Annotated in this window: 22 protein-coding genes; 8 read left to right on the top strand and 14 right to left on the bottom strand. The window is 70.1% G+C overall.

The window, feature by feature from the left end; translation table 11 throughout:
* Nucleotides 1–11: 11 nt before the first annotated feature.
* Nucleotides 12–1,358: a polysialyltransferase family glycosyltransferase gene (locus ACCO44_RS06990; RefSeq protein ID WP_372469073.1), complete on the bottom strand. Its 1,347-nt coding sequence runs from the start codon at nucleotides 1,356–1,358 to the stop codon at nucleotides 12–14.
* Nucleotides 1,355–2,335, bottom strand: a complete 981-nt coding sequence (locus ACCO44_RS06985; protein WP_372469072.1) for a glycosyltransferase family 2 protein — start codon at nucleotides 2,333–2,335, stop codon at nucleotides 1,355–1,357. The genes ACCO44_RS06990 and ACCO44_RS06985 overlap by 4 nt, the downstream gene beginning before the upstream one ends.
* Nucleotides 2,336–2,740: 405 nt before the next feature.
* Here ACCO44_RS06985 and ACCO44_RS06980 point away from each other — a divergent pair, with 405 nt between their 5' ends.
* A complete protein-coding gene (locus tag ACCO44_RS06980; protein ID WP_372469071.1) occupies nucleotides 2,741–3,667 on the top strand; it encodes a hypothetical protein in 927 nt (308 codons plus the stop codon).
* A 9-nt stretch (nucleotides 3,668–3,676) separates the two neighbouring features.
* Nucleotides 3,677–3,973 (top strand): DUF4229 domain-containing protein, encoded by a 297-nt coding sequence (locus tag ACCO44_RS06975; protein ID WP_372469070.1) that lies wholly within the window; start codon nucleotides 3,677–3,679, stop codon nucleotides 3,971–3,973.
* 15 nt (nucleotides 3,974–3,988) lie between these two features.
* Here ACCO44_RS06975 and ACCO44_RS06970 read toward each other — a convergent pair whose 3' ends face one another.
* The 3 genes from ACCO44_RS06970 to ACCO44_RS06960 are packed head-to-tail and all read right to left on the bottom strand — an operon-like array spanning nucleotide 3,989 to nucleotide 5,682.
* Nucleotides 3,989–4,963: a 1,4-dihydroxy-2-naphthoate polyprenyltransferase gene (locus ACCO44_RS06970; protein WP_029260862.1), complete on the bottom strand. Its 975-nt coding sequence runs from the start codon at nucleotides 4,961–4,963 to the stop codon at nucleotides 3,989–3,991.
* A 51-nt stretch (nucleotides 4,964–5,014) separates the two neighbouring features.
* On the bottom strand, nucleotides 5,015–5,305 hold the full coding sequence (locus tag ACCO44_RS06965; RefSeq protein WP_029260861.1) for a DUF4287 domain-containing protein: 291 nt from the start codon (nucleotides 5,303–5,305) through the stop codon (nucleotides 5,015–5,017).
* A gap of 14 nt (nucleotides 5,306–5,319) precedes the next feature.
* Nucleotides 5,320–5,682, bottom strand: coding sequence for a cupin domain-containing protein (locus tag ACCO44_RS06960; RefSeq protein WP_105710483.1), 363 nt, complete (start codon nucleotides 5,680–5,682; stop codon nucleotides 5,320–5,322).
* Between the two features lie 45 nt (nucleotides 5,683–5,727).
* On the opposite strand from ACCO44_RS06960, the gene ACCO44_RS06955 reads away from it, so the two are divergent.
* Complete coding sequence (locus ACCO44_RS06955; protein WP_372469069.1) at nucleotides 5,728–6,753, top strand: DUF5937 family protein; 1,026 nt, start codon at nucleotides 5,728–5,730, stop codon at nucleotides 6,751–6,753.
* Nucleotides 6,754–6,764: 11 nt separating this feature from the next.
* On the opposite strand, the gene ACCO44_RS06950 is transcribed toward ACCO44_RS06955, so the two are convergent.
* Nucleotides 6,765–7,223 carry an Lrp/AsnC family transcriptional regulator gene (locus tag ACCO44_RS06950; RefSeq protein WP_029260858.1) on the bottom strand — a complete coding sequence of 153 codons (459 nt, stop codon included), beginning with the start codon at nucleotides 7,221–7,223 and terminating at the stop codon, nucleotides 6,765–6,767.
* A 72-nt stretch (nucleotides 7,224–7,295) separates the two neighbouring features.
* Between ACCO44_RS06950 and ACCO44_RS06945 the strand changes: the two genes are divergently transcribed.
* A complete protein-coding gene (locus ACCO44_RS06945) occupies nucleotides 7,296–8,735 on the top strand; it encodes a DUF6421 family protein (protein ID WP_372469067.1) in 1,440 nt (479 codons plus the stop codon).
* Nucleotides 8,736–8,866: 131 nt separating this feature from the next.
* Nucleotides 8,867–9,526, top strand: coding sequence for an SDR family NAD(P)-dependent oxidoreductase (locus ACCO44_RS06940; protein WP_372469066.1), 660 nt, complete (start codon nucleotides 8,867–8,869; stop codon nucleotides 9,524–9,526).
* A 157-nt stretch (nucleotides 9,527–9,683) separates the two neighbouring features.
* Here the strand turns inward: ACCO44_RS06940 and ACCO44_RS06935 are convergent, their stop codons facing one another.
* Complete coding sequence (locus tag ACCO44_RS06935) at nucleotides 9,684–11,147, bottom strand: MFS transporter (RefSeq protein ID WP_372469064.1); 1,464 nt, start codon at nucleotides 11,145–11,147, stop codon at nucleotides 9,684–9,686.
* A gap of 84 nt (nucleotides 11,148–11,231) precedes the next feature.
* On the opposite strand from ACCO44_RS06935, the gene ACCO44_RS06930 reads away from it, so the two are divergent.
* Nucleotides 11,232–12,299, top strand: coding sequence for a low specificity L-threonine aldolase (locus ACCO44_RS06930; protein ID WP_372469063.1), 1,068 nt, complete (start codon nucleotides 11,232–11,234; stop codon nucleotides 12,297–12,299).
* Between the two features lie 21 nt (nucleotides 12,300–12,320).
* On the opposite strand, the gene ACCO44_RS06925 is transcribed toward ACCO44_RS06930, so the two are convergent.
* The 7 genes from ACCO44_RS06925 to ACCO44_RS06895 form a co-directional block, all read right to left on the bottom strand.
* Entirely contained in the window at nucleotides 12,321–13,043 is a 723-nt protein-coding gene (locus ACCO44_RS06925; RefSeq protein WP_372469062.1) for a FadR/GntR family transcriptional regulator, read from the bottom strand.
* 14 nt (nucleotides 13,044–13,057) lie between these two features.
* Nucleotides 13,058–14,500 carry an aldehyde dehydrogenase gene (locus tag ACCO44_RS06920; protein WP_372469061.1) on the bottom strand — a complete coding sequence of 481 codons (1,443 nt, stop codon included), beginning with the start codon at nucleotides 14,498–14,500 and terminating at the stop codon, nucleotides 13,058–13,060.
* Between the two features lies 1 nt (nucleotide 14,501).
* Complete coding sequence (locus ACCO44_RS06915) at nucleotides 14,502–15,875, bottom strand: glutamine synthetase family protein (protein WP_146114814.1); 1,374 nt, start codon at nucleotides 15,873–15,875, stop codon at nucleotides 14,502–14,504.
* Complete coding sequence (locus tag ACCO44_RS06910; protein WP_029261385.1) at nucleotides 15,872–16,636, bottom strand: SDR family NAD(P)-dependent oxidoreductase; 765 nt, start codon at nucleotides 16,634–16,636, stop codon at nucleotides 15,872–15,874. Before ACCO44_RS06910 ends, ACCO44_RS06915 begins: the two co-directional genes overlap by 4 nt.
* Before the next feature lie 23 nt (nucleotides 16,637–16,659).
* On the bottom strand, nucleotides 16,660–17,430 hold the full coding sequence (locus ACCO44_RS06905) for a gamma-glutamyl-gamma-aminobutyrate hydrolase family protein (protein WP_372469059.1): 771 nt from the start codon (nucleotides 17,428–17,430) through the stop codon (nucleotides 16,660–16,662).
* Nucleotides 17,431–17,460: 30 nt separating this feature from the next.
* Entirely contained in the window at nucleotides 17,461–18,945 is a 1,485-nt protein-coding gene (locus tag ACCO44_RS06900; protein ID WP_105710492.1) for an APC family permease, read from the bottom strand.
* Between the two features lie 123 nt (nucleotides 18,946–19,068).
* Nucleotides 19,069–19,674: an NUDIX hydrolase family protein gene (locus ACCO44_RS06895; protein WP_105710493.1), complete on the bottom strand. Its 606-nt coding sequence runs from the start codon at nucleotides 19,672–19,674 to the stop codon at nucleotides 19,069–19,071.
* Nucleotides 19,675–19,746: 72 nt separating this feature from the next.
* Between ACCO44_RS06895 and ACCO44_RS06890 the strand changes: the two genes are divergently transcribed.
* Together ACCO44_RS06890 and ACCO44_RS06885 are read left to right on the top strand one after the other, a co-directional pair.
* The gene (locus ACCO44_RS06890; RefSeq protein WP_372469058.1) at nucleotides 19,747–20,403 is read left to right on the top strand and encodes an alpha/beta hydrolase; all 657 of its coding nucleotides are present in this window, start codon (nucleotides 19,747–19,749) and stop codon (nucleotides 20,401–20,403) included.
* A gap of 247 nt (nucleotides 20,404–20,650) precedes the next feature.
* Nucleotides 20,651–22,342, top strand: a complete 1,692-nt coding sequence (locus ACCO44_RS06885; RefSeq protein ID WP_372469057.1) for an ABC-F family ATP-binding cassette domain-containing protein — start codon at nucleotides 20,651–20,653, stop codon at nucleotides 22,340–22,342.
* The last annotated feature ends 69 nt before the right edge of the window (nucleotides 22,343–22,411 follow it).

Below are 22,411 nucleotides of genomic sequence, written 5' to 3'. Positions count from 1 at the left end.
CGTCGTCATCGTCATCGCCCGCGCAGCGCCCGCCAGGCACGACCGACTCGTCGCCGCGCGCCGAGGGCGTGGAGCCGCCACTCCTCGACCCTGCCCACTCCGCCGGCGGGGCGCAATGCACGGTTCAGGGCGCGCTCCCGCGGCGCTCCCGGCAGCCGCAGCTCCGCAAGCCGTCGTGGCGCGAAATACCGATCCCGCTCGACCGGGTCCAGGTCGTGCAGCAGCTCTTCGGCGCGACCGCGCAGGTGGGCGGCGTTCTCAGGCTGCATCGCGTAGCCGACGGCATCCACCAGCAGTTGCAGCCGGGCGGGGTCGCTGTAGGGCGCGTCGTCGCGGGTGAGGGCATCGACCAGGGTCACGGGTATGCGGTTGCTGTTCTCGAACGGCGTCAGCGCCGCCAGCACCCGGTCGTTGCCCGCCGATCCGATCGCCCGACCGAAGAGCGTGTGCACGGTCGGCAACGCGGTCGAGAACCCAGCGACGACGGCCAGCGCATCCAGTCGTTCAGCGAGCAGCTCGGCCGCGAGCGGGCCGCGATACTCGACGAAGTCGATTCCGTGCACGTGCGCCCGGTCGCGGACCGCCGCGGTCATCAGCGGCGGTGCGGCGGGGTGCGGCTTGAAGACGATGCGCTGCGGAGCCCACCGCGCGGCGCGGTCGATCAGCTGCTTCTGCAGGTCGACCTCCGCGGCGGGCGTCATGAGTCCGAGCGCCGACAGGTACTGGCCGAGGACGAGCACGCTGGAGGCGTCGTCCGCGGTGCCCGATTCGCCGGCATCCGTCTCCCGCAGTGCCGCGGCGAACGCAACGGGAGGAACCGGCACGATCTCGGCACGAGGGGACCCGACGAGCGGCCGCACTCCGGGCACCACGTCCGCATGGACCACGCGTTCGATGCGCGCCGCGACCGCATACGGCAGCCGCACCCGCATCGGCGAGTAGGTCATGAGCCCATCCCCCACGATCGTGATCCGCGCGTAGGGGAACAGCGCCATCAGGGTGCGGGCCGGCGCGACCTGCGGGCTCTGCACGAACAGCTCCAGGCCCTGAGGATCGAGTCGCCACGCCCGTACGAGCAACCGCTCCAGGATCGGGAGGTCGGCCTCAGCGGGTTCCCACGAGCTCGGATGCAACGGGCCGAGGACATCTTCCAGCGGCTCGACGCGGTCGAACCGCGCGCGCAGCGGCCCGAGCACGGGGTCGCCCGCGATGCCGACCGCCGTCTCCGGCACCCGGCTCGAGGTGAACGGCACCAGGATGCGCTCCGCCCCGCCGTCGCGGCCGAGGAGCCCGGCGTCGATCGCCGCGGCGGCCGTGGCGAGTCCGTACGCACTGTGCAGCGCGAACAGCTGGGTCATGCCGTGCGCCCCGCCTGTCGGAGAACGCGCGCCAGCACCCGCCGGCGCGGCCCGTCGAAGCGCGTGAGCGTCTCGTCGAGTTCGTCGTCCGGCAGGCGGCGGAGCATGTCCCGGATGCCGCCGCGCATCTCGGCGCGCAGCCGCGGACGCATCCGACGCGCACGCACCAGGTGGTGGGAGCTGAGCGCGAGCGCGGTCCACACGACCTTGGGCAGGAAGCGCTCCGCCTCCGCGTCCTGCTCCACGACGGCGATGACCTCGTCCATCGCCCGGGCGAAGTCGAGCTGGCGGCGATCCCTGGCCTGGGTGAGGGATGTCGCGACACCGCGTCGGTAGAGCAGCGCGGGCGCGTCCACGACCGCGAACGACCGCGCGCGAAGATGGAGCCGCCAGATCCAGGGTCGGTCCTCCGCCGTGAACAGTCCCTCCGGGAACTGTGCCAGCCCGTCGTCGAGGATTTTTCGGTGGAAGACACCCGCCCACGCGTAGGGGTAGTCGACCATCGTGGATTCGTTCTCGGGCAGGATCGCCTCCCTCGGAACGAGCACGCGTTCACGCCACGGGTGCGGGGCACGCACGAGCGCCCGGTGCGTTCCGCTGACCGTGACGTGGTCGGTGCGGAGGAAGTCGCAGTCCAGTTCGCGCAATCGCGACACCAGCACCTCGAGCCGCCGCGGCTGCATCCAGTCGTCGCCGTCGAGGAAGCAGAAGGCGTCGCCCTCGACCCGTTCCAGCCCCTGATTCCGGGCGGTCGCGAGCCCCCGGGCGATCGGGTTCCGGATGACCTCGACGCGCGGGAGCCGCTCGGCATACGCGCGCATGAGTGCACCCGTGTCGTCGCGTGAGCCGTCGTCGATCGCGACGAGCTTGAGCGCCGACGCATCCTCGAACTGGCGGGTGAGCGTCTCGAGCGTCGTCCCGATGTACGCGCCGGCGTCTTTCGCGGGCAGGATGACGGTGACGAGCGGTGTGCGCACGGAGCTCCAGGGAGAGGCGGTGTCCCGGAATCGTGTCAGGTCACCGTTGCCGGACGGCGACCTGGAGGTGAACGACCGGTGTCCGCCGATGCTGCGGCCCGTGCGCAGTGAGGTGTGGCCCCGTACCCGAACGGAGCCACACCTCCCAGTGCTACGCACTGCCGAACGCGAGGCGTTCGGAGAGCGGGGCCACCGATGATGGCCCCGCCCGCCTCGTGCCCTGCTGACCCCCATCAGCCGGACCCGGGACGTTGTGTGTCGTCGCGCTCCCTCCCCCTAGAGATACGCGCGACGACACGTAACATAATACATGTCGCATTTCGTGAAGCTGTACGTACGCCGAGATCCGGCGCTCGACTCGCGGTCGAGTTCGCGAGGATCCGTTCGATCGGCGACGATGGGAGCATGCTCTGGCCCTTCGGATCGACGTGGCGTCCGGTGCGGCAGAAGCAGCGCGACACCCTGGACCTGCGATGGCTGACCGCCCGGACCTGGACCCGACGCTGGTACCCGCAGGGCATCGACCTCGGCGAGTGGCGGGGTCGACGCACCGTGGCGGTGAGCTGGTTCCGGCAACAGCTCGACGGCGTGCATCTCGCCTCCCGCGTGACGTTCGTCGACCTCGAGCGCTCCCGCCACCTCGACGTGCTGCTCGCCGTCCCCGACGACGGCGGCGAACTGCAGCCGGCACCGATCCACGCCGGGGGACTCGCCTGGTTCGACGACCGACTCTTCGTCGCGGCGACCGGTCGCGGCATCTGGGAGTTCGACCTCGCAGACGTGCGGACGGTCCGCGGCGCCGCCGCTCAGCGCATCGCCGGCGGGCGACCTCGGCGCGGTCGTACCACGGCGCTCGTCGCCGTCCGCACGCGCGTGCACCCCGTCGCGCTGCGCTGCTCGTACCTGGGTCGGGTGTTCGACGAGGACGGCACTCCCCTGCGGCGTGTCCTCATCGGCGAGCACCGCACCGACGACAGCGGCCGGATCGGCGAGTTCTCGATCCCGGAGGACGCCGACGGGCGGTTCACCGAGGAGCACGTCTTCAGCCCCGGCATCCCCCGCATGCAGGGCGCCGTGCGGTGGGGAGACCGCCACTTCGTCTCACAGTCCGACGGCCTGCGCCCCGGTGCGCTGTGGAGCGGGCCGCGGTCGGCGCTGGAGCAGGACGACATGCCCCTCCCGGTCGGCTGCGAAGACCTGGCACTCGACATCAACGCGGGGCTGCTCTGGTCGCTCGGCGAGCATCCGTGGCACCGGGTCGTGCGCGGCATCTCGTTCGCTCGACTCGGCATCGAGGGCACCGGCGCCGAGCCGCCTGCGCGGCGAACGTAGACTGGAGGGGTGAAGAAGCCCGCGCCTTTCCTCGTCTACACCGTGCTGCGGCTGCTGGCGTTCCTCGTCCCGCTCGCCATCCTCTGGTTCTTCTTCCCGATCTTCCGCGAATACTGGTGGCTCGCCGCGATCTTCGCCGCGCTCATCGGCATGAGCATCTCGATGCTGTTCCTGCGCACACCGCTCACCGACGCTTCGGCCCGACTCGCGGAGCGCCGCGAGAGTCGGTCATCGGGCAGCCAGGCCGATGCGGATGCCGAGGATCAGGCGATCGACGCGGACGAGTCCACCGACCCGAAGGCCTGACCGCCGCGCTGCGGCTCAGCCGACGAACGCCCAGAACAGGGCGCCGGCGTACAGCAGTGATGTCAGCGACGTCAGGGCGAGCGCGGTCACCAACTCCCTCGGCTGCCGGTAGGCCCAGACGATGACGATGGCAGGGAGTCCCGCCAGCAGTGCGAGGAGCGAGATCCATGCGATCGGGAACAGCAGCGCGAGGAACACGGCGATGCCGAACGGCGCCAGGACGAACAGGGTGAACAGCACCTGCGTGGCGCGGCGTCCGATCAAGACGGTCAGGGTGCGCTTGCCGACCTCGCGGTCCTGGTCGATGTCACGCAGGTTGTTGGCGAGCAGCACGGCACACGCGAACAGGCCGGCCGCGATGGCTCCGAGCCACGCCTGCAGCGGCAGCTCGAACACCTGCACCCAGGTGGTGCCGAGCGTGGCGACGAGTCCGAAGAACACGAACACGAAGACCTCGCCGAGGCCGTAGTACCCGTACGGCCTCTTGCCGCCGGTGTAGAACCAGGCCGCGACGATGCACGCCGCACCGACGGCCAGCATCCACCACTGCTCGGTGCGCACGACGATCGCGAGCCCGACGACCGCGGCGAGCGCGAAGAAGATCAGGCCGATGATCAGGACGGTGCGCGGCTTCACCCGCCCGGATGCCGTCAGGCGCGCGGGCCCGACCCGGTGGGCGTCGGTGCCGCGGACGCCGTCGCTGTAGTCGTTCGTGAAGTTCACGCCGATCTGCAGCAGCACCGCGACGGCGAGGCACGCGAGCGCGATCACCCAGTGGAACTCGGGGCCGGTGCTGCGCGCCGCACCGGTTCCGATGATCACCGGGGCGATCGCGAGCGGGAGGGTGCGCAGCCGCGCGGCCCCGATCCAATCGGATGCGGTGACCGGCCCCGCCTCGACGACCGGACGCCGCGCCGGGTTGCCGCTGGTGCGGGCCGGGGTGTGCTTCGCGGTCCGACTCTTCTTCTTGCGCTGGGAGGATGCTGCCACGCAGGGAATCCTACTGGCCGGGGCGATGCCCGACCTCAGCGGGACGACGGATCAGGGGTTCGGGTTGCTGTCCTTGCCGTCGAGCCAGAGCGTGTCGGAGGCGTCGCCGTGCGCACCGCCCGTGCCCACGTGCTTGCTGCTGATCTGCGGGCCCTTGGTGATCACGTGCACGAGGGCCATCGCGTGCCCCTGCCCCAGCGCGTAATCCTCCTTGAGCCACGCGACGATGGGCGTGGCCTTCGTCGTCCGGTCGAACCCCTTCTCCGTCGCGAGCTCGATGAACTGTCGCGGGGTCAGCCCCGTCTTGGTCTCGATGTTGTCGAGGTATGCCTGGAAGGACATGGTGCTCCTGGTGCTCAGTCCTCGTCGAGGAACGTCTGGATGATGGTGGCGGATGCGTGGATGCCGATGATCCTGAGGACCCCGTCTCCCGCGTTGGTGAAGCAGTGCGGGACGAAGGCGGGGCCGGTCGCGGTGTCGCCCGCCCCGGCGACGAAAGTCTCCTCGCCCACGGTGATGCGGGCAAGTCCCTCGATAACGACCCAGGTCTCGGCGTAGGGATGCCAGTGCCGCCCCGGGCCTTCGCCCGGCTGGTTCTCGACGAAGAAGTACGACACCTCCGCGCCGTGCTCTGCGCCGACGAACCTGCGACTGCGGCCCGTGCCGATGCGGATGTCCGCGCCGGCGACGATTCCGGATCCGGGGGTTGTGCTGTTCATGACTCCAGTCTCGACAGCGCGCAGGGCCACCCCTAGAGTTTCGATGTGAATCGAAACACACGGCCCGTCGAGGGCGTCGAGCACCCCGACCACCGCGTCGAGTTCCACCTGAGTCCCGGCGATGTCGAGGCGGTGCGATTCGGCATCTCGCCCGGGCACGAGCTGGCCCACGCCGTGCGGGTCCTGCGGCGCCCCGAGGCGCATCCCCTGCAATGGGGGTGGCTGCGTGCCGTGCGCGAGCGCCTGCCCCGCGAGGAGTTCGCCCTGCTCGCGACCGTCATCGGGGACGACGGCTACCTGCCCGACTTCTTGACGACCGCACCGCGATGGGACCTGAGCCCGGAGGGCGAGCTCGACGAGCTGCGCACCACACCTCTCGACCCGATGCGCGTCGACTTCGGGAAGATGGTGCGGCGCTCGACCGGAGCGCGGCAACGGGCGCTGGGCGAGATGCAGGGGAAGCCGGCACGGGCGCGCTCGATGATCGCCGACGCCTGGTCCGCGGTATGGGATGCCGCGCTGGCTCCCGTCTGGCCGCAGCTCGAACGCCTGTTGCGCGCCGACATCGCGTTCCGTGCGCAGCGGATCGCGACCGGCGGCATCGCAGGGATGGCCGGAGACCTGCACCCACAGGTGACCTGGGGAGAAGGCGCCGTCCGCGTCTCGCTGCGCCGTCACAGCGAACAGGTCGACTGCCGGGGAAGCGGCCTGGTGCTGGTGCCGTCGGTCATGTCGTCGTGGGGCTGCATGGTGCTCACCGAGCCGCCGGCGCAGCCGACACTGTTCTATCCTGCCCGCGGCGTGACGGCCGGCTGGGCGCGGGACACCGCCGACATCGAGGAGACATTGGGCGCGCTGCTGGGGCCGGCGCGAGCGGGCATCCTGCTCCGAGCAGGCTTCGCCCGCACGACGTCGCAGGTCGCTCGGGACGCCGGGCTCGCGATATCGACCGCGTCGCATCACCTCGCCGTGCTGCGGGGCGCGGGGCTGATCGGCAGCGAGCGCGACGGCACCCGGATGCTGCACCTGCGCACTCCGCTGGGCGAGGCGATGGTGGGCGCCGTGCTCTGAAGCGCTCCCGGCTACTCCGCCGAGCCGACGGGGATGATCGGCCGGTGCTCGTAGTAGGTCTGCAGCACCACGGTGGTGCGGGTGCTGACGTTCGCCGCGAGCCGCACGTCGCGCACGAGCTCTTCGAGTGCACGCGGAGAGGGCACGCGAACGAACAGCATGTAGCTCGCGTCGCCGGCGATGGAGTGGCAGGCCTCGATCGCGTCGAGGTGCTCCAGCAGCTCCGGAGCGTTGTCGGGCTGGGCGGGGTCGAGCGGGGTGATCTCGATGAAGGCCGAGAGCGGGGTGCCCACCTGCTCGGGGTCGAGGATCGCCTGGTAGCCGGAGATGACTCCCCTCGTCTCCAGCCGGCGCAGACGCGACTGCACGGCCGAGACCGACAGGCCGACGGCCTCCGACAGCTGGGAGAGCGTGGCGCGCCCGTCACGGGAGATCGCGGTCAGGATCGCGCGGTCGACAGAATCATCCATGGCTGTAAGATTATCGTCAGGATTCCGTATATGCCGGAATCTTTCCGTTGAAAACTCCGATCGGAGGTCCCGATGTCCCTTCTTTCCGCCAACAGTTCCGCTGTCCAGGCCATCGTCGGCGAACCCGAGGTCGTCGAGGACGCGTCGATCGCCGAGCAGTCCGCCGCCTGGGCGCAGCTGAAGGACGCCGCGATCGCCCTCCGCGAGATGCAGATCAAGGACGGCTCGATCCCGGATGGCGCGCACCACGCCGCGGCCCGCGAGCTCGTCGGCGCGATCACCGCCGCGATCCGCGCACTCGCCCCTGCCTTCCCGCACGACGCGGAGTACCTCACCGCCTCCGTGGTCGACTTCGACCGCTGGGTATCCGAAGACTTCGGCGTGCCGGACTTCCTCGACTCGCTCATGGCCTTCCAGCCGCAGCAGGCCCGCGTCGACGGCATCCGTCACCTCGTCGTGTTCCCGATGTACACGCAGAACGGCTCGAGCGACCGTCTGGTCGAGGCGCTGATCGTCGAGACGATCTGGCCCGAGTTCATCGCCGCCCTTGAGGCCGGCGACTACGGCAACAAGCTGTTCGTCTCGCTGCGGCTCGTCGACTTCACGCCCGGCTACGACACGAACTCGGCCGTGCTGTTCCCCGAGACCGTCGCGATGCGCGAGATCCCGACCTTCACGTGGGGTGCGATCTTCCAGGACCGCGAGGCCGCTCGCTACCGCCGCGTCACCCGTGCCGCAGCGGAGATCACCAACCTCGACCTGCCCGAGCGGGCCGCCGCGATGCTCGACGACCAGCAGGTGGCCGAGAAGACCTTCGTCATGTGGGACATCATCCACGACCGCACCCACATGCGCGGCGATCTGCCGTTCGACCCGTTCATGATCAAGCAGCGGATGCCGTTCTTCCTCTACTCCCTCGAGGAGATGCGCTGCGACATGACGGCGTTCCGCGAGTCGGTGAAGATCGAGCGCGCCCTCGCGGCCCGCATCGCCGCCGGTGAGGAGCTCACCGAGACCGAGCAGGAGATGCACGACTACGCGCACCTCGTGCAGTACGCGGTGATCTTCGACCGCATCTTCCGCTTCTCGATCACCGGCACCCGCACGCGCAACTACGACGCGGTCGGCGGACAGCTGCTGTTCGCGTGGCTGCACCAGCGCGGCGTGCTGCACTGGACCGACACGGCTCTCACCTTCGACTGGGACGCCGTGCCGGATGCCGTCGTGGCGCTCGGCGACGCGATCGACGACCTGTACTGGCACTCGATCGACCGCCCCAAGGTCGCGCACTGGCTCGCCGCGTACGAGCTCGTCCGCGGCACGCTCACCCCGCACCCGGCCTCGCAGTGGGCCCGCGGCCTGTCGGACGAGATCCTCGCCGGCGCGCCGAAGGGGTACACGGATGCCGTGATGGACGACGAGTTCCCGCTGTCGATGTTCTTCGAGACCCTTCACAAGAAGATGAAGCCCGTCATCGAATCGACCGTGGGCATCCGCGGCACGGACGACTGATGACCACGCGCGCATGGCGCGCGTTCCGAGTGTGACGCTGGGGCGCACCGCGCTGCGGCCGGAACCTGTTCTGCGGATCTCTCCGCGGGTTCCGGCCGCAGAAGCCCCTCCGAACCGGAAGAGTGAGCGACATGGATGAACTCATCGACTCGAGACTGTCCGGCCGCACGGTGGTGCTCGCCGGAGCGACCAGTGCGGCGGGGCGGGCGGCGGCACGCGCTCTGCACGGTGCGGGTGCACGGGTGATCGCGACCGGCCGGTCCGCAGAAGGGCTGCAGCAGTTGGCGGATGCGGGCACGGAGGTCTTCCTCGCGGATGCGACCTCGCTCGACGAGATGACGGTTCTGGCGGGGCAGATCGGCCCCGTCGACGCGGTGGTCCCCCTCGTCGGGGGCTGGCGCGGGGGCGGCGGCCTCGCCGGGCAGTCCGACGAGGACTTCGCCGCGCTGCTGCCCGCGCTCGAGGCCGTCCGCGCGACGAGCCGGGCGTTCGACACGGCGCTGCGCGCGTCGGGGGCGGGTCGGTTCGCGATCGTGTCGTCGACGGCGGTCGCGCGGCCCCTCGCCGGCGGGGCGAACTACGCCGCGGTGAAGGCGGCGAGCGAGGCCTGGACCCGGGCCGTCGCCCAGGGGTACGCGAAGTCCGCACGCGATTCCGGTGAGCAGCTGCGCACGGCATCCGTCGTGTTCCGGGCCAAGTCGCTCGATCCCGAGGTCTTGGCCGCACGGCTCCTCATGCTCTGGGACACGGACGCCTCCGCCCTCAACGACCGGGTGTTCGACCTCGACTGATCCCGAGTGTCGGACGATCCGCCGACGGAGTGACGATCTGCGGAACTTCTTCCATCGGAACCTCGGGGAAACGTCCGAACCTCGGGGAATCGTCCGAGGCTCGGGGAAACGTCCGAGGCTCAGCGGGACTCGTCGGGGCTCGGGGAATCGTCCGGGCTCAGCGGGACTCGGGCGGCATGCCGGGGACCACGGGCGGAGCCTCACTGTGCCGGGCAGGGCCCGACTCGATCGACGGCTCCTCCGCCACGGCTTCTGCGCCGGCATCACCGCCGTCTTCCCCGCCGGCCTCACCGTGGTCGATCTCCTGCTCCGGCGCCTCGGCGTAGAGCTCGGTGAGCTTGCGGTACGAACGGGTGAAGAAGGCCAGCGTCGCGGCCACCACCATGATCAGTCCCGCGAACAGGCAGATCAGCGCGATACCGCGGGCCTCGCCCTCGCCGAGCAGCCAGCCCCAGCTCTGTTGCCCCTCGCGGGTGTTCATGTAGGGGATGATCAGGAACTCGGCGATCGGGGCGATCAGGAACGCGGTGATCGGGGCCGCCGCCGCTTCCATCGCCGCGGCCACACCGAACACGCGACCCTGCCGTTCGTACGGCACGACCTTCTGGATGATGGTCTGCTCCGCCGCCTCGACCGGGGGCACCAGGGCCATATAGGCCCACATGCCGATCACATACAGCGGCCACCACTCCCGCAGCATGAACACCGAGCCCAGCAGCCCCATGGCGATCACGACGAGCAGCATGGTGCGCATGGGCTTGGGGCCGAGCCCGAACTTCGCCACCAGGCCGCCGCCCACCAGGAAGCCGGTGGAGGCGAAAGCCAGTGCGAAGCCCCAGGTCTGCGCATCGAAGAGGGTCAGGCCGTACGGGTCCATGAGCGCCATGTAGACGCCCCCGATGAGGTTGTTGAAGGTCGAGAAGATGATCAGGGCGAACAGGCCGGGAGCGAGTCGGATCGCCCGCACGCTGCCGCGGAAGTCGAGCGCGCTCGATGCGTTCGGGTCGGGCTCCGGAGCACCCTCGGGGATGCGGATGAACAGCAGGTGGGCGAACGTGAGTGCCATGGCCGCGATCGCGATCGCGAGGGTCCATCCCATGCCGAGGAACCCGATCGACAGACCCGAGAACACGCTCGTGACGAGGAAGGCGATGCCCTGCACCGTGCCGACGAGCCCGTTGGCGTTCGCCCGCTTGTCTTCGGGGATCAGCAGAGTCACCGTCGTGGACAGCGCGATGTTGCGCAGCTGCTCGATGACACCGCCGAAGAGGATCACCCCGGAGAAGAGCCAGAACCACGGGCCACCCAGATCGAGCAGTGCCGCCTCGGGCTGCCAGAGGTAGAGGAGCCCGGCCACCAGGAAGGCAGCGGCGGAGATGACACTCGAGATCACCATGACGGTGTGCTTGCGGTTGCGATCGACGATCGTGCCGAACGCCATCGCGAAGAACGCGACGAACAGCATGTACGCGCCGCCGATGATGCCCGTGGCCAGCACGGACTGCGTCTCGATGTACACCCAGAACGTGAGCGCGAACCAGAGGAAGCTCGTCGTCACGTTCGCGATGAGCGTGTTGACGAGGACGTTGCCGAATGCCCGAGTGGCGGCGGTGCGCTCCATGAAGTCGAGGGTAGGGCCGGCATCCGACATCCGGAAGACCCTCCCCCGGACCGCGAGGGCGATGCGGACAATTAGGCTGGGTCGGTGAGCATCCAGCATGACCCCGCGATCCGGGGCTTCGCCAGTGACAACTACTCCGGCATCCACCCCGAGGTCCTCGCGGCCATCGCGGCGGCGAACGGCGGACACCAGAGCGCCTACGGCGAGGATGCGTACACCGCGCGCCTGCAGGAGGTCTTCCAGGCGCACTTCGGCGAGGGCGTCGAGGCGTTCCCCGTTTTCAACGGCACGGGCGCGAACGTGACGGGCCTGCAGTCGATGCTGCCCCGCTGGGGCGCGGTGATCGCGGCATCCACCGCTCACATCAACGTGGACGAGGCAGCGGCACCCGAGAAGATCGGCGGCTTCAAGCTGCTGACGGTCCCCACCGACGACGGCAAGCTCACCACCGAGCTCATCGACCGCGAGGCCTGGGGCTGGGGCGACGAGCACCGCGCGCAGCCGCTGGTGGTCTCGATCACCCAGTCGACCGAGCTCGGCACGCTGTACACGGCCGACGAGATCCGCGCGATCGCCGACCACGTGCACGAGCGCGGCATGAAGCTGCACCTCGACGGTGCGCGCCTCTCGAACGCCGCCGCCGCCCTCGACCTGCCGCTGCGCGCGTTCACCCGCGACGCCGGCGTCGACGTTCTCACCTTCGGCGGCACCAAGAACGGCGCGATGCTCGGCGAGGCGATCGTGGTGCTGAACCCCGACGCGGCCGACGGCCTGAAGTACTCGCGCAAGTTCAACATGCAGCTGTCGTCGAAGATGCGGTTCGTGTCGGCGCAGCTGATCGCGCTGCTCGAGGGCGACCTGTGGCTGCGCAACGCGAAGCACGCGAACGCCATGGCCGCGCGTCTGCGTTCCGAAATCGAGGCCGGCATCGCCGACGGATCCATCCAGGGCGTCGACTTCACGCAGCCGACCCAGTCCAACGGCGTCTTCGCGATCCTGCCCGACGGCGTCGCCGACCAGCTCCGCGACTCGTTCCGCTTCTACGACTGGGATGCCGCGCGCAAGGAAGTGCGCTGGATGTGCGGCTTCGACACCGAAGAGGCCGACGTCGACGCTTTCGTCGCCGAGCTCTCCCGCCTCACCACGCGCTGACCTGCCCGAGTCCCTCGGGCGTCAGGATTCGACGACGCGCGAGAATTCCTCGCGCGTGGTGCGCAGGTGCGCGCGCATCGCGGCATCTGCGGCCTCGGCGTCGCCCCGACGCACCGCGTCGAGGATCTGCTCGTGCGCCTGCCAGCTCGACTCCTTCACGAAGTCGAAGCTCATCAGGTCGACGGGCTCGAACATGCGAACCCTCGCCTCCTCGACCGCATCGCGGACGAAGGAGTTTCCGGAGGCCTCGGCGAGGGCGATGTGGAAGTCGGTGTCGGCGATGCGGGACTCGGCCTTCGTGCCGGCGGCGGCGAGGTCGCGCTGCGCCAGCGCCATCGCCTCCAGGTCGGCGTCACTGCGGCGGTTCGCAGCCAGCGCCGCCCCACCGGACTCGACGATCGAGCGGAACTCGGTGAGCTCACCGATCTCAGCCGAACGCGTGCGCACCTCCTCGCGGATGAGCCGCGGGTCGAGGGCGGCATCCTGCACGAACGCCCCACCGGACGCACCGCGCGAGATCACGATCTGCCCGCTGCCCTCGAGTATCCGCAAGGCTTGACGCAACGTCTCGCGCGAGACGCCGAGTTGCTCCGCGAGCCGACGCTCCGGCGGAAGCCGATCGCCGGGGCGGATGCGGCCGAGCGCCATCTCGCGCCGCAGGAACCCGGCGACCGCCTGATAGCCGGAGACCGGCTGCAGGACGGCACGGGAGAAGTCGTGCGGCGCGTCGTCACGCTCGCTCATCCGTGCTCCTTCGATCAGAGGGGCAGACCCGGGCGGTCGGAGCCCACGATCTGCTTCCCCACGAAGAAGTCAAGCACATCGGCGTCTCCGTGCCCTCCCAGTCCGCTCGCGCCGAAGAAGCTCTGCGACGACTCCGGCGACATGTCGAGCACGCTCGCGCCGTTGACCTTGACCTCACCGGCGACGAGCCGTGTGCCGAGTGCGGCCGCGGCGTGCTCGTCGGCGCCGAACACGTAGCCGGCGAGTCCGACCTGCCCGGTGTTCGCGAGCGCCACCGCCTCGTCCTCGTCGGCATAGCCGCCCACGAGCAGCAGGGGTCCGAAGACCTCGTCCGCGAGGCCCGGACCGTCGAGCACCGCCACCGTCGGCTCGAAGAACCATCCCTGTGCGGGCACCTGCGTGACGCGCAGCAGCTCGGCACCGGCCTGCGCCAGCCGCTCCCGCTGCTCGACGAGCTCGTCGCGGCGCCCGGCGAACGCGACCGGGCCCACCTCGGTCGCATCGTCCAGGCTCGACCCGATCGCCCGGCGGCCGAACTCGGCGATCAGGAGACCTGCCAGCTCGTCCCGGCGCGCACGGTCGACGAGCACCCGGCGGGGTGCCTCGCACCACTGGCCCGACAGCTTCAGCACACCATCGGCCAGCGCCTTCGCCGTCTGCTCCAGGTCGGCGTCGGTGCGGACGATCGCGGCGTTGTTCGAGCCCAGCTCCAGCTGCAGTCTCGCGAAGCGCGGAGCGGCCGTCGCGGCGATCGCGCGCCCGGTCGGCGTCGAACCGGTCATCGAGATCGCGGCGATGCGCTCGTCGGCGACGAGGCTGCGTCCGACGCCCCCGCTGCCCTGCACGAGACCCACCACCGCGTCGGGGATGCCGACCGCGTGCACACCCTCCAGCAGCAGCTGGGCGCTCCACGGCGAGAACGAGGACGGCTTGAGCACGACCGTCGCACCGGCCGCGAGCGCGAACGCCGTCTTCTTCACCGCCATGGCCGACGGGGCGTTCCACGGCAGGATCAGCGCGGTCGGACCCCAGGGCACACGGTGCAGACGCACGGGCCCGTGCTCGGCGGCGAGCGCCCGCGAGTCGCCGACCGCGACCGCGCGCCGGGCGGCATCCCGCAGGGTCGCGCCGTTCGCCCCGCCGAACAGCCGCGTGACGGAGATCGGCACGCCGCTGTTGAGTGCGTCGAGATGCGCGACCTCCTCGGCCCGCTCGTCCAGCCAGTCGGCGAGCGCCTCCAGCTTCTCCGCGCGGCGCTCGGGGGCGAGGCCGCGCCAGCGCCCGTCGTCGTGCGCCTGCTGCGCCGCGGTCACGGCACGGCCGACCTGGTCGAGTGAGCTCGACGCGGAGGCGACCAGGGCCTCCCCCGTGTTCGGGTCGTGCAGCCAGGTGCCGTCGCTCTCGGGACTGTCCTCGGCGACGCCGGCGATCCAGGTGCGCAGGGCGGGGTACGTCATGTCAGATCCGATCGAAGTAGCGGTGCAGGTCCCAGTCGGTGACGCGGGCCATGAACGTCGTCCACTCGTGGTCGAGCAGCACCTGCTGATGTGAGATCAGCTCGGGAGTGAGGAGCTCCTGCACGAGCGGGCTCTCGCCGAACAGGATGCTCGCCTGACGAGGATCTGCGGGCATGGCCCCGTCGGCGGGAAGGTCGTAGGCGCTTCCGACCACGGCGTCACCCAGCACGGTCTCCTTCTCCATGCCGTCGCGCGCCGACGCCAGGACCCCGGTGAGGGTGAAGTACGGGTTCGTGTCGGCGCCGGGCAGGCGGAACTCGAAGCGCAGCGCCTGCGGCGAGTGCCCCACCACCCGCACCGTCGTGGTGCGGTTGTCGAAGCCCCAGGTCTGACCGCTCCCCGCCACGTCGGACGAGTTGCTGCGGCGGTAGGAGTTGACGGTCGGCGCATACCAGGCCATCAGCGCGGGGGCGTGTTCGAGTGCGCCGGCGATCGCCGACCGCATCCGCCCGCTGAGGCGATCCGGAGCCGACTCGTCCCAGAACACCGCCGTGCTCTCGTCGTCGACGAACGAGACGTGCACGTGGCAGGAGGATCCGGGCTGGTCGTTGAGCGGCCGCGCCATGAACGTCGCCGACATGCCCGCGCGAGCGGCGGTGTCGCGCACCGCCAGCTTGTAGAGCGCGTGCCGATCGGCCATCTCCAGCGGGTCGCCGTACTCGAAGGTCATCTCCCACTGCCCGAGTCCCCATTCGCTCTGCGCGGCTTCGACGAGGATGCCGCTGGCACGGAGGTCGGCGCGCAGCTTCTGGAAGAAGGGCTCGTAGAGATTGCCCTCGTGGATCATGAAGTCCGACGGCGTGAGGGTGGTCGGGTCGAGGTCACGGAATCCGGAGCGGCGCAGCTCCCTGGGGTCGTTGCGGAACAGGTAGAACTCCAGTTCCGTCCCCGCGAGCGGGGTGAGCCCGAGCTCCCGGATGCGGGCGAGCTCCTGCTTCAGCAGCACGCGGGGCGAGAGCGGCATCGGCTCGTGCGTGTGCACGTCGACCGGGTCGGCGAGGCAGATGGCCACCCCCTCGAGCCAGGCCGCGGGGCGGAGGGTCTCGAGGTCGGGGATCAGCGTCACGTCGGGGACGCCGTTGTGCATCCCGCACAGCGCGAACTTGTTCGCATCGATCAGTTCGAGGCCCTGGTCGATGTCCCACGCCCAGGCACAGGTGCAGATGTCGACACCGTTCTCCACGACGCGGCCGAAGCCCTCGACCGGGATGCGGCGGCCGACGAGTCGACCCTGCAGGTCGGGCGTCGCGACGATCACGGTGCGGATGCCGGCAGCCTCCAGCTCGTCCGGAGCCAGGCGCACGTCGTCGATCATCGCGTCAGCCACCCTCCGTCGACGGGGAGCTGGATGCCGTCGATCCAGGACGCCTCGTCGCTGAGCAGCCAGGAGACCGCGGAGGCGATATCGGCGGGCACGCCCACCCGCGGCACCAGGAGGCGTTGCTTCATGAACTCCAGAGCCTCGGGGCTCGTGACGCTCTCGTAGTCGAAGAAGTCCGTCGCGATCGGGCCGGGGGCCACGCAGTTGACGCGGATGTTCTTCGCCGCGAGCTCGACCGCGAGCGCCTTCGTGAGCATCGGCACGCCGCCCTTGCTCGCGTTGTAGTGCGGTTGCGCGGTGCCGGTGCTCGTCACGACGACGAGGGCCTCGACGGTCGACAGGTTCACGATCGCCCCGCCGCCGGACTCGGCGATGAGCGGGGCGACCTCCTGCGCGACGAGGAACTGTCCCTTGAGGTTGATGTCGAAGACGAAGTCCCATGCCTCCTCGGTGAGGGTCTCGAACGAGTGCTCGGTGACGACTCCGGCGTTGTTCACCAGGAGGTGCAGCGACCCCCAGGCCGCACGCGCGAGGTCGACCGCCGCGCGGATCTGCTCCCGCGAGCGCACGTCCACCACGGACGCAAGGGCGGTGCCGCCTGCCTCCTCGATGAGGCGCACCGTCTCGGCCGCACCATCGGCGGACACGTCGGTCACCAGGATGCGCGCTCCTTCACCGGCGAGCCGGAGGGCCGTCTCCCGCCCGATGCCGGAGCCTGCGCCCGTGATGAGGGCGTTCTTGTCTGCGTGTCGCATTTCTTCTCCTTGTTCGGTGACGCCTAGGCGATGTTCTGTGTGGCGGACGCGGCGAGCGTCGCACGGGCGGCGGCCTGTGCGACCAGCCAGCCGAAGACCGGGTCGGCTCCGAAGGTCTCGGGATGCCACTGCACCCCGATCACCGGAAGACCCTCGAGCTCGATGGCCTCGACGACGCCGTCCGGCGCCCACCCGGTCACCACGACTCCGCGGCCGGGCACATCGACCGCCTGGTGATGGAACGAGTTGACACGGGTCGTCTCGCCATAGAGCGTCTGAGCGACGCTGCCCGGCGCCGTGCGCACCTCGTGCACCCGATGGGCGCGCGGGTAGGCGTAGGAGCCGTGCGACTCCCCCTCGCCCGGCGCCAGGTGCGAGTGGAGCGTGCCGCCGCGGACGACGTTGAGGAGCTGTGCGCCGCGGCAGACTCCGAGCAGCGGGATGCCGCCGCTGATGGCGGCCTCGATCAGCCCGGCCTCGAACGCGTCGCGCTGCGGGTCGATCAGAGGGGTGAACGGTCCCGGGGTCTGCCCGTAGAGGCGGGGATCGACGTCGTCACCGCCCACGATCACGACGCCGTCGAGGCGCTCGACGAGCTCGGCCGGCACGGCATCCATCGGCAGGTGCACCGGCAGCCCGCCGGCGTGCAGCACCGAGGTCGAGTACTCGCTGAGGTAGGCCTCGAGCGGAGCGTCGGCGAAACCGTGCGGAGCGCCGATCGCCGCGCCACGCAAGCGTCGTCCGGAGATGCCGATCAGGGGTCGGGGCAGGGCGGGGGTGCTGATGATGTCCATCCTTCGGGTGCGGGGCGAGCGTGTCGAGGGTCAGGCGTTCTCGTCGAATCGACGCACGATCTGGGCGTACGCCTCCGGTGCCTTCGCGCGCATGATCGCGGCCTGCACGAGTCCGATCACGGGGGCGATGACCACGACCCCGACCAGGGTGATGCTGATCGGGCCCCAGGCGGGGTTCCCGTCGGCGTCGACATCGCTCACGAGCAGCGGGAAGTTGGCGGCGATGAGGACGGCTGAGACGGCGAGACCGACGAAGCCGAGAATCGGGGCGATCACGGTGTGCCAGGGGCTTCGCAGCACCCGGGTGCGGGCGAAGTAGACCACGACCGAGAGGCACGTGACCGCCATCAGGATCACGATCGCGAGCGTCCCGATGCCGGCGAACCAGGAGAAGATGTTCTCCGGTGCGAAGCCGATCAGGGCGAGCACGATGATCGCGATGCCGGAGGTCGCCACCTGCACGATCGAGGCGACGTGCGGGGAACCATGCTGCGCGTGCACCGTGCCGACCCTGTCGGGCAGCACGCGGGCGTTGGCCATGGCGTGGTGGTAGCGGGTCAGCACGTTGTGCAGCGACAGCACCGCGGCGAACATGCTCCCGAGGAACAGCACGGCGACGGCGATCGAGCCGACCGGGCCGAGGTACTGCTCGGTGACACGGGTGATCAGCGTGGTCGGGTCGGCGGCCGCCTCCTCGATGATCGCTCCCTCGCCGACACCCACCACAACGGCCCAGGCGGCGAAGGCGTAGAAGACGCCGATCACGATCGCGGACGCGTAGGTCGCACGGGGGATCGTACGCTCCGGCGTGCGCACCTCATCGCGGTAGACGACGGTCGACTCGAAGCCGATGAAGCTCGCGATCGCGAACATCAGGCCGAGTGCGGGCGCACCGGAGAGGACGTTCTGCAGCAGGAACGACCCGAAGGTCACACCCTCCGCACCGCCGGTGACGAGGATGACGATCCCCAGCAGCACGACGATGCCGATCTCGGCGAGCAGCACGACCACGAGGACGCGGGAGCTGAGCTCGATCTGCCGATAGCCGAGCGCGCCGACGAGCGCCACGGAGGCGAGGGTGAGCAGCCACCACGGGATCTCGGGGCCGCCGAGGAGGACGATGCTCGAGCTGATCGTCGCGCCCAGGTAGGAGAACACCGCGATCTGCACGGTCGTGTAGCAGACGAGCGCGAGGTAGGCGGTGGCGAGCCCGGGCGTGCGACCGAGCCCGTGGGTCGCGAACACGAAGAACGAACCTGCCTTGGGCAGGAAGCGGCTCATCGCCGTGAGGCCCACCGAGAAGAGCAGCAGGATCACGGTGGCAACGAGGAACATGACCGGGAAGCCGATGCCGTTGCCCACGAGGAAGCCGATGGGCACGAGTCCGCCGACGACCGTGAGGGGGGCTGCGGCCGCGATCACCATGAAGGTGACGGACACCGCCCCGAGGTTCCCGCGGAGATTGCGCTCCCGGGGTGCTGCCGTGCTGCGCGACGTCGTTGTCGAAGCATCCATGTCGAAGCATCCTTTTGCCGATTGGACTAATGGTCTACTTTCTAGCCCATTAGATTCGTCGACGCAAGAGTCACCCTCGGGAAGGCCCAGGGCGACCGGAGGGAGTGCAGGGTGCGGAGCCAGCTAGCGGAGCAGGCCGAGGTAGGCGAGTGCCTGACGGATGAGGGTGCCTCGACCGTTCTCCATCTCGGCGGCGACCGCATCCGACCCCGCGGCCTCCGGCGAGAACCAGGTGACCTCGAGGGCATCCTGACGCGGCTCGCACGTGCCGGTGACCGGCACGACGAACGCCAGCGACACGGCGTGCTGCCGGTCGTCGTGGAACGCGCTCACACCGGGCATCGGGAAGTATTCGGCCACCGTGAACGGCAGCGGCTGCGGCGGCATGATCGGGAACGCCATCGGCCCGAGATCGTTCTCGACGTGCCGGAACAGGGCGTCGCGGATGGTCTCGCCGAAGCGCACCCGACCCGACACGATCGTGCGTGTCATCTCCCCCATCGGCGTGGACCGCAGGAGGATGCCGATCTCGATGACCTGCCCGGAGCCGTCGGTGCGCACCGGGATCGCTTCGACGTAGAGCATCGGCAGTCGGCGCCGCGCCTCTTCGAGTTCGAACTCACTCAACCAGCCGGGGTTGCCGTCGGGCGCCGGCGGGTTCGCGTCCGGGAACGCGCCGAGACCATCGTCTTCGGGCTCCGGATCGGGATCAGGTGTGCGGACCGCCATGTGTCCTTTCTACCAGCCGCCTCCCCCGACCGACACCGCGTGCACGTCGGTCGTCCCTGGCAGGATGACGGTGTGAGCGAGAACCTGACGATCGACGACACCGCGACCCGCTGGTCGACCTCCAACCGCGCACGGATGCCGCTGCTGGTACTGCTGCACGGCTACGGGGCGGATGAGCACGACCTGTTCGGACTCGTCCCGTACCTCCCCGAGGGCATCGCCGTCGCCTCCGTGGCCGCTCCCCTCGCGCCGCCGTGGCCGATGCCGGGGCGGTCCTGGTACGCGATCGAGGGGCTCGACGGACGCAGCCCCGAGGCGGTCACGGCCGCCGCCGAGGCGTTCCTGCGCTGGCTCGACGTCGCGGCAGTGGATGCTCCCTCGGTCGCACTGCTCGGCTTCTCGCAGGGCGCGGCGGTGTCGCTGCAGGCTCTCCGGCTCGCCCCCGAGCGCTTCGGCGCGGTCGCGGCGCTCAGCGGCTACGTGGCATCCGGCGAACTGCCGCACGATGAGGCACTGGCCGAGCTGCGCCCGCCGGTCTTCTGGGGGCGCGGCACGCACGACGACGTCATCCCGCCCGAGCTGGTCGATCACACCGCGCAGTGGCTGCCCGGGCACTCCGACCTGTCGGGCCGGGTGTACACCGGGCTCACGCACAGCATCTCCGAAGAGGAGTTGACCGACGTGCACCGCTTCCTCACGAAGTGGATCGACGGGATCGCGAAGAGCTGAGCTACGCGACCACTCCGCGACACGCCCGGGGTTGCGAAACTCCGACACGCCCGGGTATCGTCGGGGAGTCCTGTCCGCCGTGTCTGGAAGTCCTTTGATCTGATCCGTCGCCTCCGCGCTCCTCTTTCCGCGCGCTGACCCGACGATCGCCGACTCCACGGCAGACCCACCCCTCCGCATCCGTGACGTGTTCACGCCCGGCCGGGGCTCGGTGTCAGTGCACCCTCGCACTCGACAGGAGACACTCATGTCAACCCCCACCACTCTTCACGCGTCGGTCGTCCTCGACCGACTCACCTTCACCTGGCCCGACGGGTCGGTCGCGCTCGACGGCGTGTCCGGGGCCTTCGGCTCCGGACGCACCGGCCTCGTCGGCCGCAACGGCGCCGGCAAGTCCACGCTGCTGCGACTGATGGCCGGCGAGCTCGAACCGACCTCGGGCATCGTCACGGCATCCGGTGAGGTCGCGTACCTCCCCCAGCAGCTGACCCTCGACGTCGACCGCCGCGTCGCCGAACTGCTCGGCGTCTCCGGGGCGCTCGACGCCGTGCGGGCGATCAGCTCCGGCGATGTCGACCCGGCCCACTTCGACGCGGTCGGCGACGACTGGGACATCGAGGCACGGGCCGAGGCATCGCTCGCCGAAGCCGGCCTCGCGCCGGAGTTCCTCGACCGCAGGGTCGGGGAACTCTCCGGCGGCGAGGCCGTGCTCGTCGCGATCGCCGGCATCCGCCTGCGTCGCGCGCCGATCACACTCCTCGACGAGCCGACCAACAACCTCGACCGTGACGCCAGGGCGAAGCTCGCGGCGATGGTGCGCGCCTGGAAGGGCACGCTCATCGTCGTCAGCCACGACCTGTCGCTGCTGGAGCTGATGGACGACACCGCCGAGCTCTACGCCCAGACGCTGAGCGTGTTCGGCGGACCGTACTCCGAGTGGCGGGCTTGGCTGGACGCGGAGCAGGATGCCGCGAAGCAGGCCGAGGTCACCGCCGCGCAGGCGCTCCGCAAGGAGAAGCGCCAGCGGATCGAAGCCGAGGTCAAACTCGCGCATCGCGCCCGCACGGCGAAGAAGGCCGAGATCGAGAAACGGGTCCCGAAGATCATCGCGCACGGTCGCAAGATGGCGGCCGAGGTGTCGGCGGGTCGGCTCCGCACCGAGGTCGGCGCCAAGGAGGAGGCCGCGCACGCCGCACGCGAGGAGGCCGGGCGCCGCGTGCGCTCGGACTCCTCGATGAAGATCGAGCTGCCCGATCCGCAGGTGTCCCGGAGCCGCCGGATCGCGACGATCGGCGACGAGGAGCGGGCCTGGGTGATCCAGGGTCCGGAGCGTGTGGCCCTGATCGGCCGGAACGGCGCCGGCAAGACGACCCTGCTGGAGCGGTTGGTCGCGGGTGGTGTTCACAACTCCTCAAAAACGGCGGCCGATGGCCCGGAACACGGCTCTTCGGCCGATTCAGCCGAAGAATTGAGGAGTTATGAACGCCCGACCCTGCACATCGAGGCCCACACCGACCTGATCGGCTACCTGCCACAGCGGGTCGACGGGCTCATCGAGCAGCGATCGGTGTTCGAGAACATCGCGGGCGCGGCACCCCAGGTACCGGAGAAGGAGCTGCGCAACCGGCTCGCCCGGTTCCTGATCCGCGGCGCGACGGCGGAGCGCCCGGTGTCCGCCCTCTCCGGCGGCGAGCGCTTCCGGGTGGCGCTGGCGAAGCTGCTGCTCGCCGATCCCGCACCGCACCTCGTGGTGCTCGACGAGCCGACCAACAACCTCGACGTCGACACGGTCGATCAGCTGGTCGAGGCGCTGCGCGCCTACCGGGGTGCGGTGCTCGTCGTCAGCCATGACGACGCGTTCCTGCGCCGACTCGACCTCGATCTCACCCTCGAGATCGACGGCGAAGGGGTTCTGCAGGAGGTCTCGCTGGGGTCATGACCGGGGCGCACCTGCACGACGCGATCACGCCTGCACGACCGGATCCCCCCCGTCCGCTCGTGCCGGCGT

The organism is Microbacterium maritypicum, from assembly GCF_041529975.1.
Lineage (GTDB): Bacteria > Actinomycetota > Actinomycetes > Actinomycetales > Microbacteriaceae > Microbacterium.
This window is presented reverse-complemented; position numbering and strand designations above follow the sequence as displayed.

Bases quoted from the DNA above. Each gene is read 5' to 3' on its own strand.
- ACCO44_RS06990 (WP_372469073.1), bottom strand. From the start codon at position 1,358: ATGACCCAGCTGTTCGCGCTGCACAGTGCGTACGGACTCGCCACGGCC.
- ACCO44_RS06980 (WP_372469071.1), top strand. From the start codon at position 2,741: ATGCTCTGGCCCTTCGGATCGACGTGGCGTCCGGTGCGGCAGAAGCAG.
- ACCO44_RS06965 (WP_029260861.1), bottom strand. From the start codon at position 5,305: ATGTCCTTCCAGGCATACCTCGACAACATCGAGACCAAGACGGGGCTG.
- ACCO44_RS06960 (WP_105710483.1), bottom strand. From the start codon at position 5,682: ATGAACAGCACAACCCCCGGATCCGGAATCGTCGCCGGCGCGGACATC.
- ACCO44_RS06950 (WP_029260858.1), bottom strand. From the start codon at position 7,223: ATGGATGATTCTGTCGACCGCGCGATCCTGACCGCGATCTCCCGTGAC.
- ACCO44_RS06945 (WP_372469067.1), top strand. From the start codon at position 7,296: ATGTCCCTTCTTTCCGCCAACAGTTCCGCTGTCCAGGCCATCGTCGGC.
- ACCO44_RS06940 (WP_372469066.1), top strand. From the start codon at position 8,867: ATGGATGAACTCATCGACTCGAGACTGTCCGGCCGCACGGTGGTGCTC.
- ACCO44_RS06935 (WP_372469064.1), bottom strand. From the start codon at position 11,147: ATGGAGCGCACCGCCGCCACTCGGGCATTCGGCAACGTCCTCGTCAAC.
- ACCO44_RS06925 (WP_372469062.1), bottom strand. From the start codon at position 13,043: ATGAGCGAGCGTGACGACGCGCCGCACGACTTCTCCCGTGCCGTCCTG.
- ACCO44_RS06920 (WP_372469061.1), bottom strand. From the start codon at position 14,500: ATGACGTACCCCGCCCTGCGCACCTGGATCGCCGGCGTCGCCGAGGAC.
- ACCO44_RS06915 (WP_146114814.1), bottom strand. From the start codon at position 15,875: ATGATCGACGACGTGCGCCTGGCTCCGGACGAGCTGGAGGCTGCCGGC.
- ACCO44_RS06910 (WP_029261385.1), bottom strand. From the start codon at position 16,636: ATGCGACACGCAGACAAGAACGCCCTCATCACGGGCGCAGGCTCCGGC.
- ACCO44_RS06905 (WP_372469059.1), bottom strand. From the start codon at position 17,430: ATGGACATCATCAGCACCCCCGCCCTGCCCCGACCCCTGATCGGCATC.
- ACCO44_RS06900 (WP_105710492.1), bottom strand. From the start codon at position 18,945: ATGGATGCTTCGACAACGACGTCGCGCAGCACGGCAGCACCCCGGGAG.
- ACCO44_RS06895 (WP_105710493.1), bottom strand. From the start codon at position 19,674: ATGGCGGTCCGCACACCTGATCCCGATCCGGAGCCCGAAGACGATGGT.
- ACCO44_RS06885 (WP_372469057.1), top strand. From the start codon at position 20,651: ATGTCAACCCCCACCACTCTTCACGCGTCGGTCGTCCTCGACCGACTC.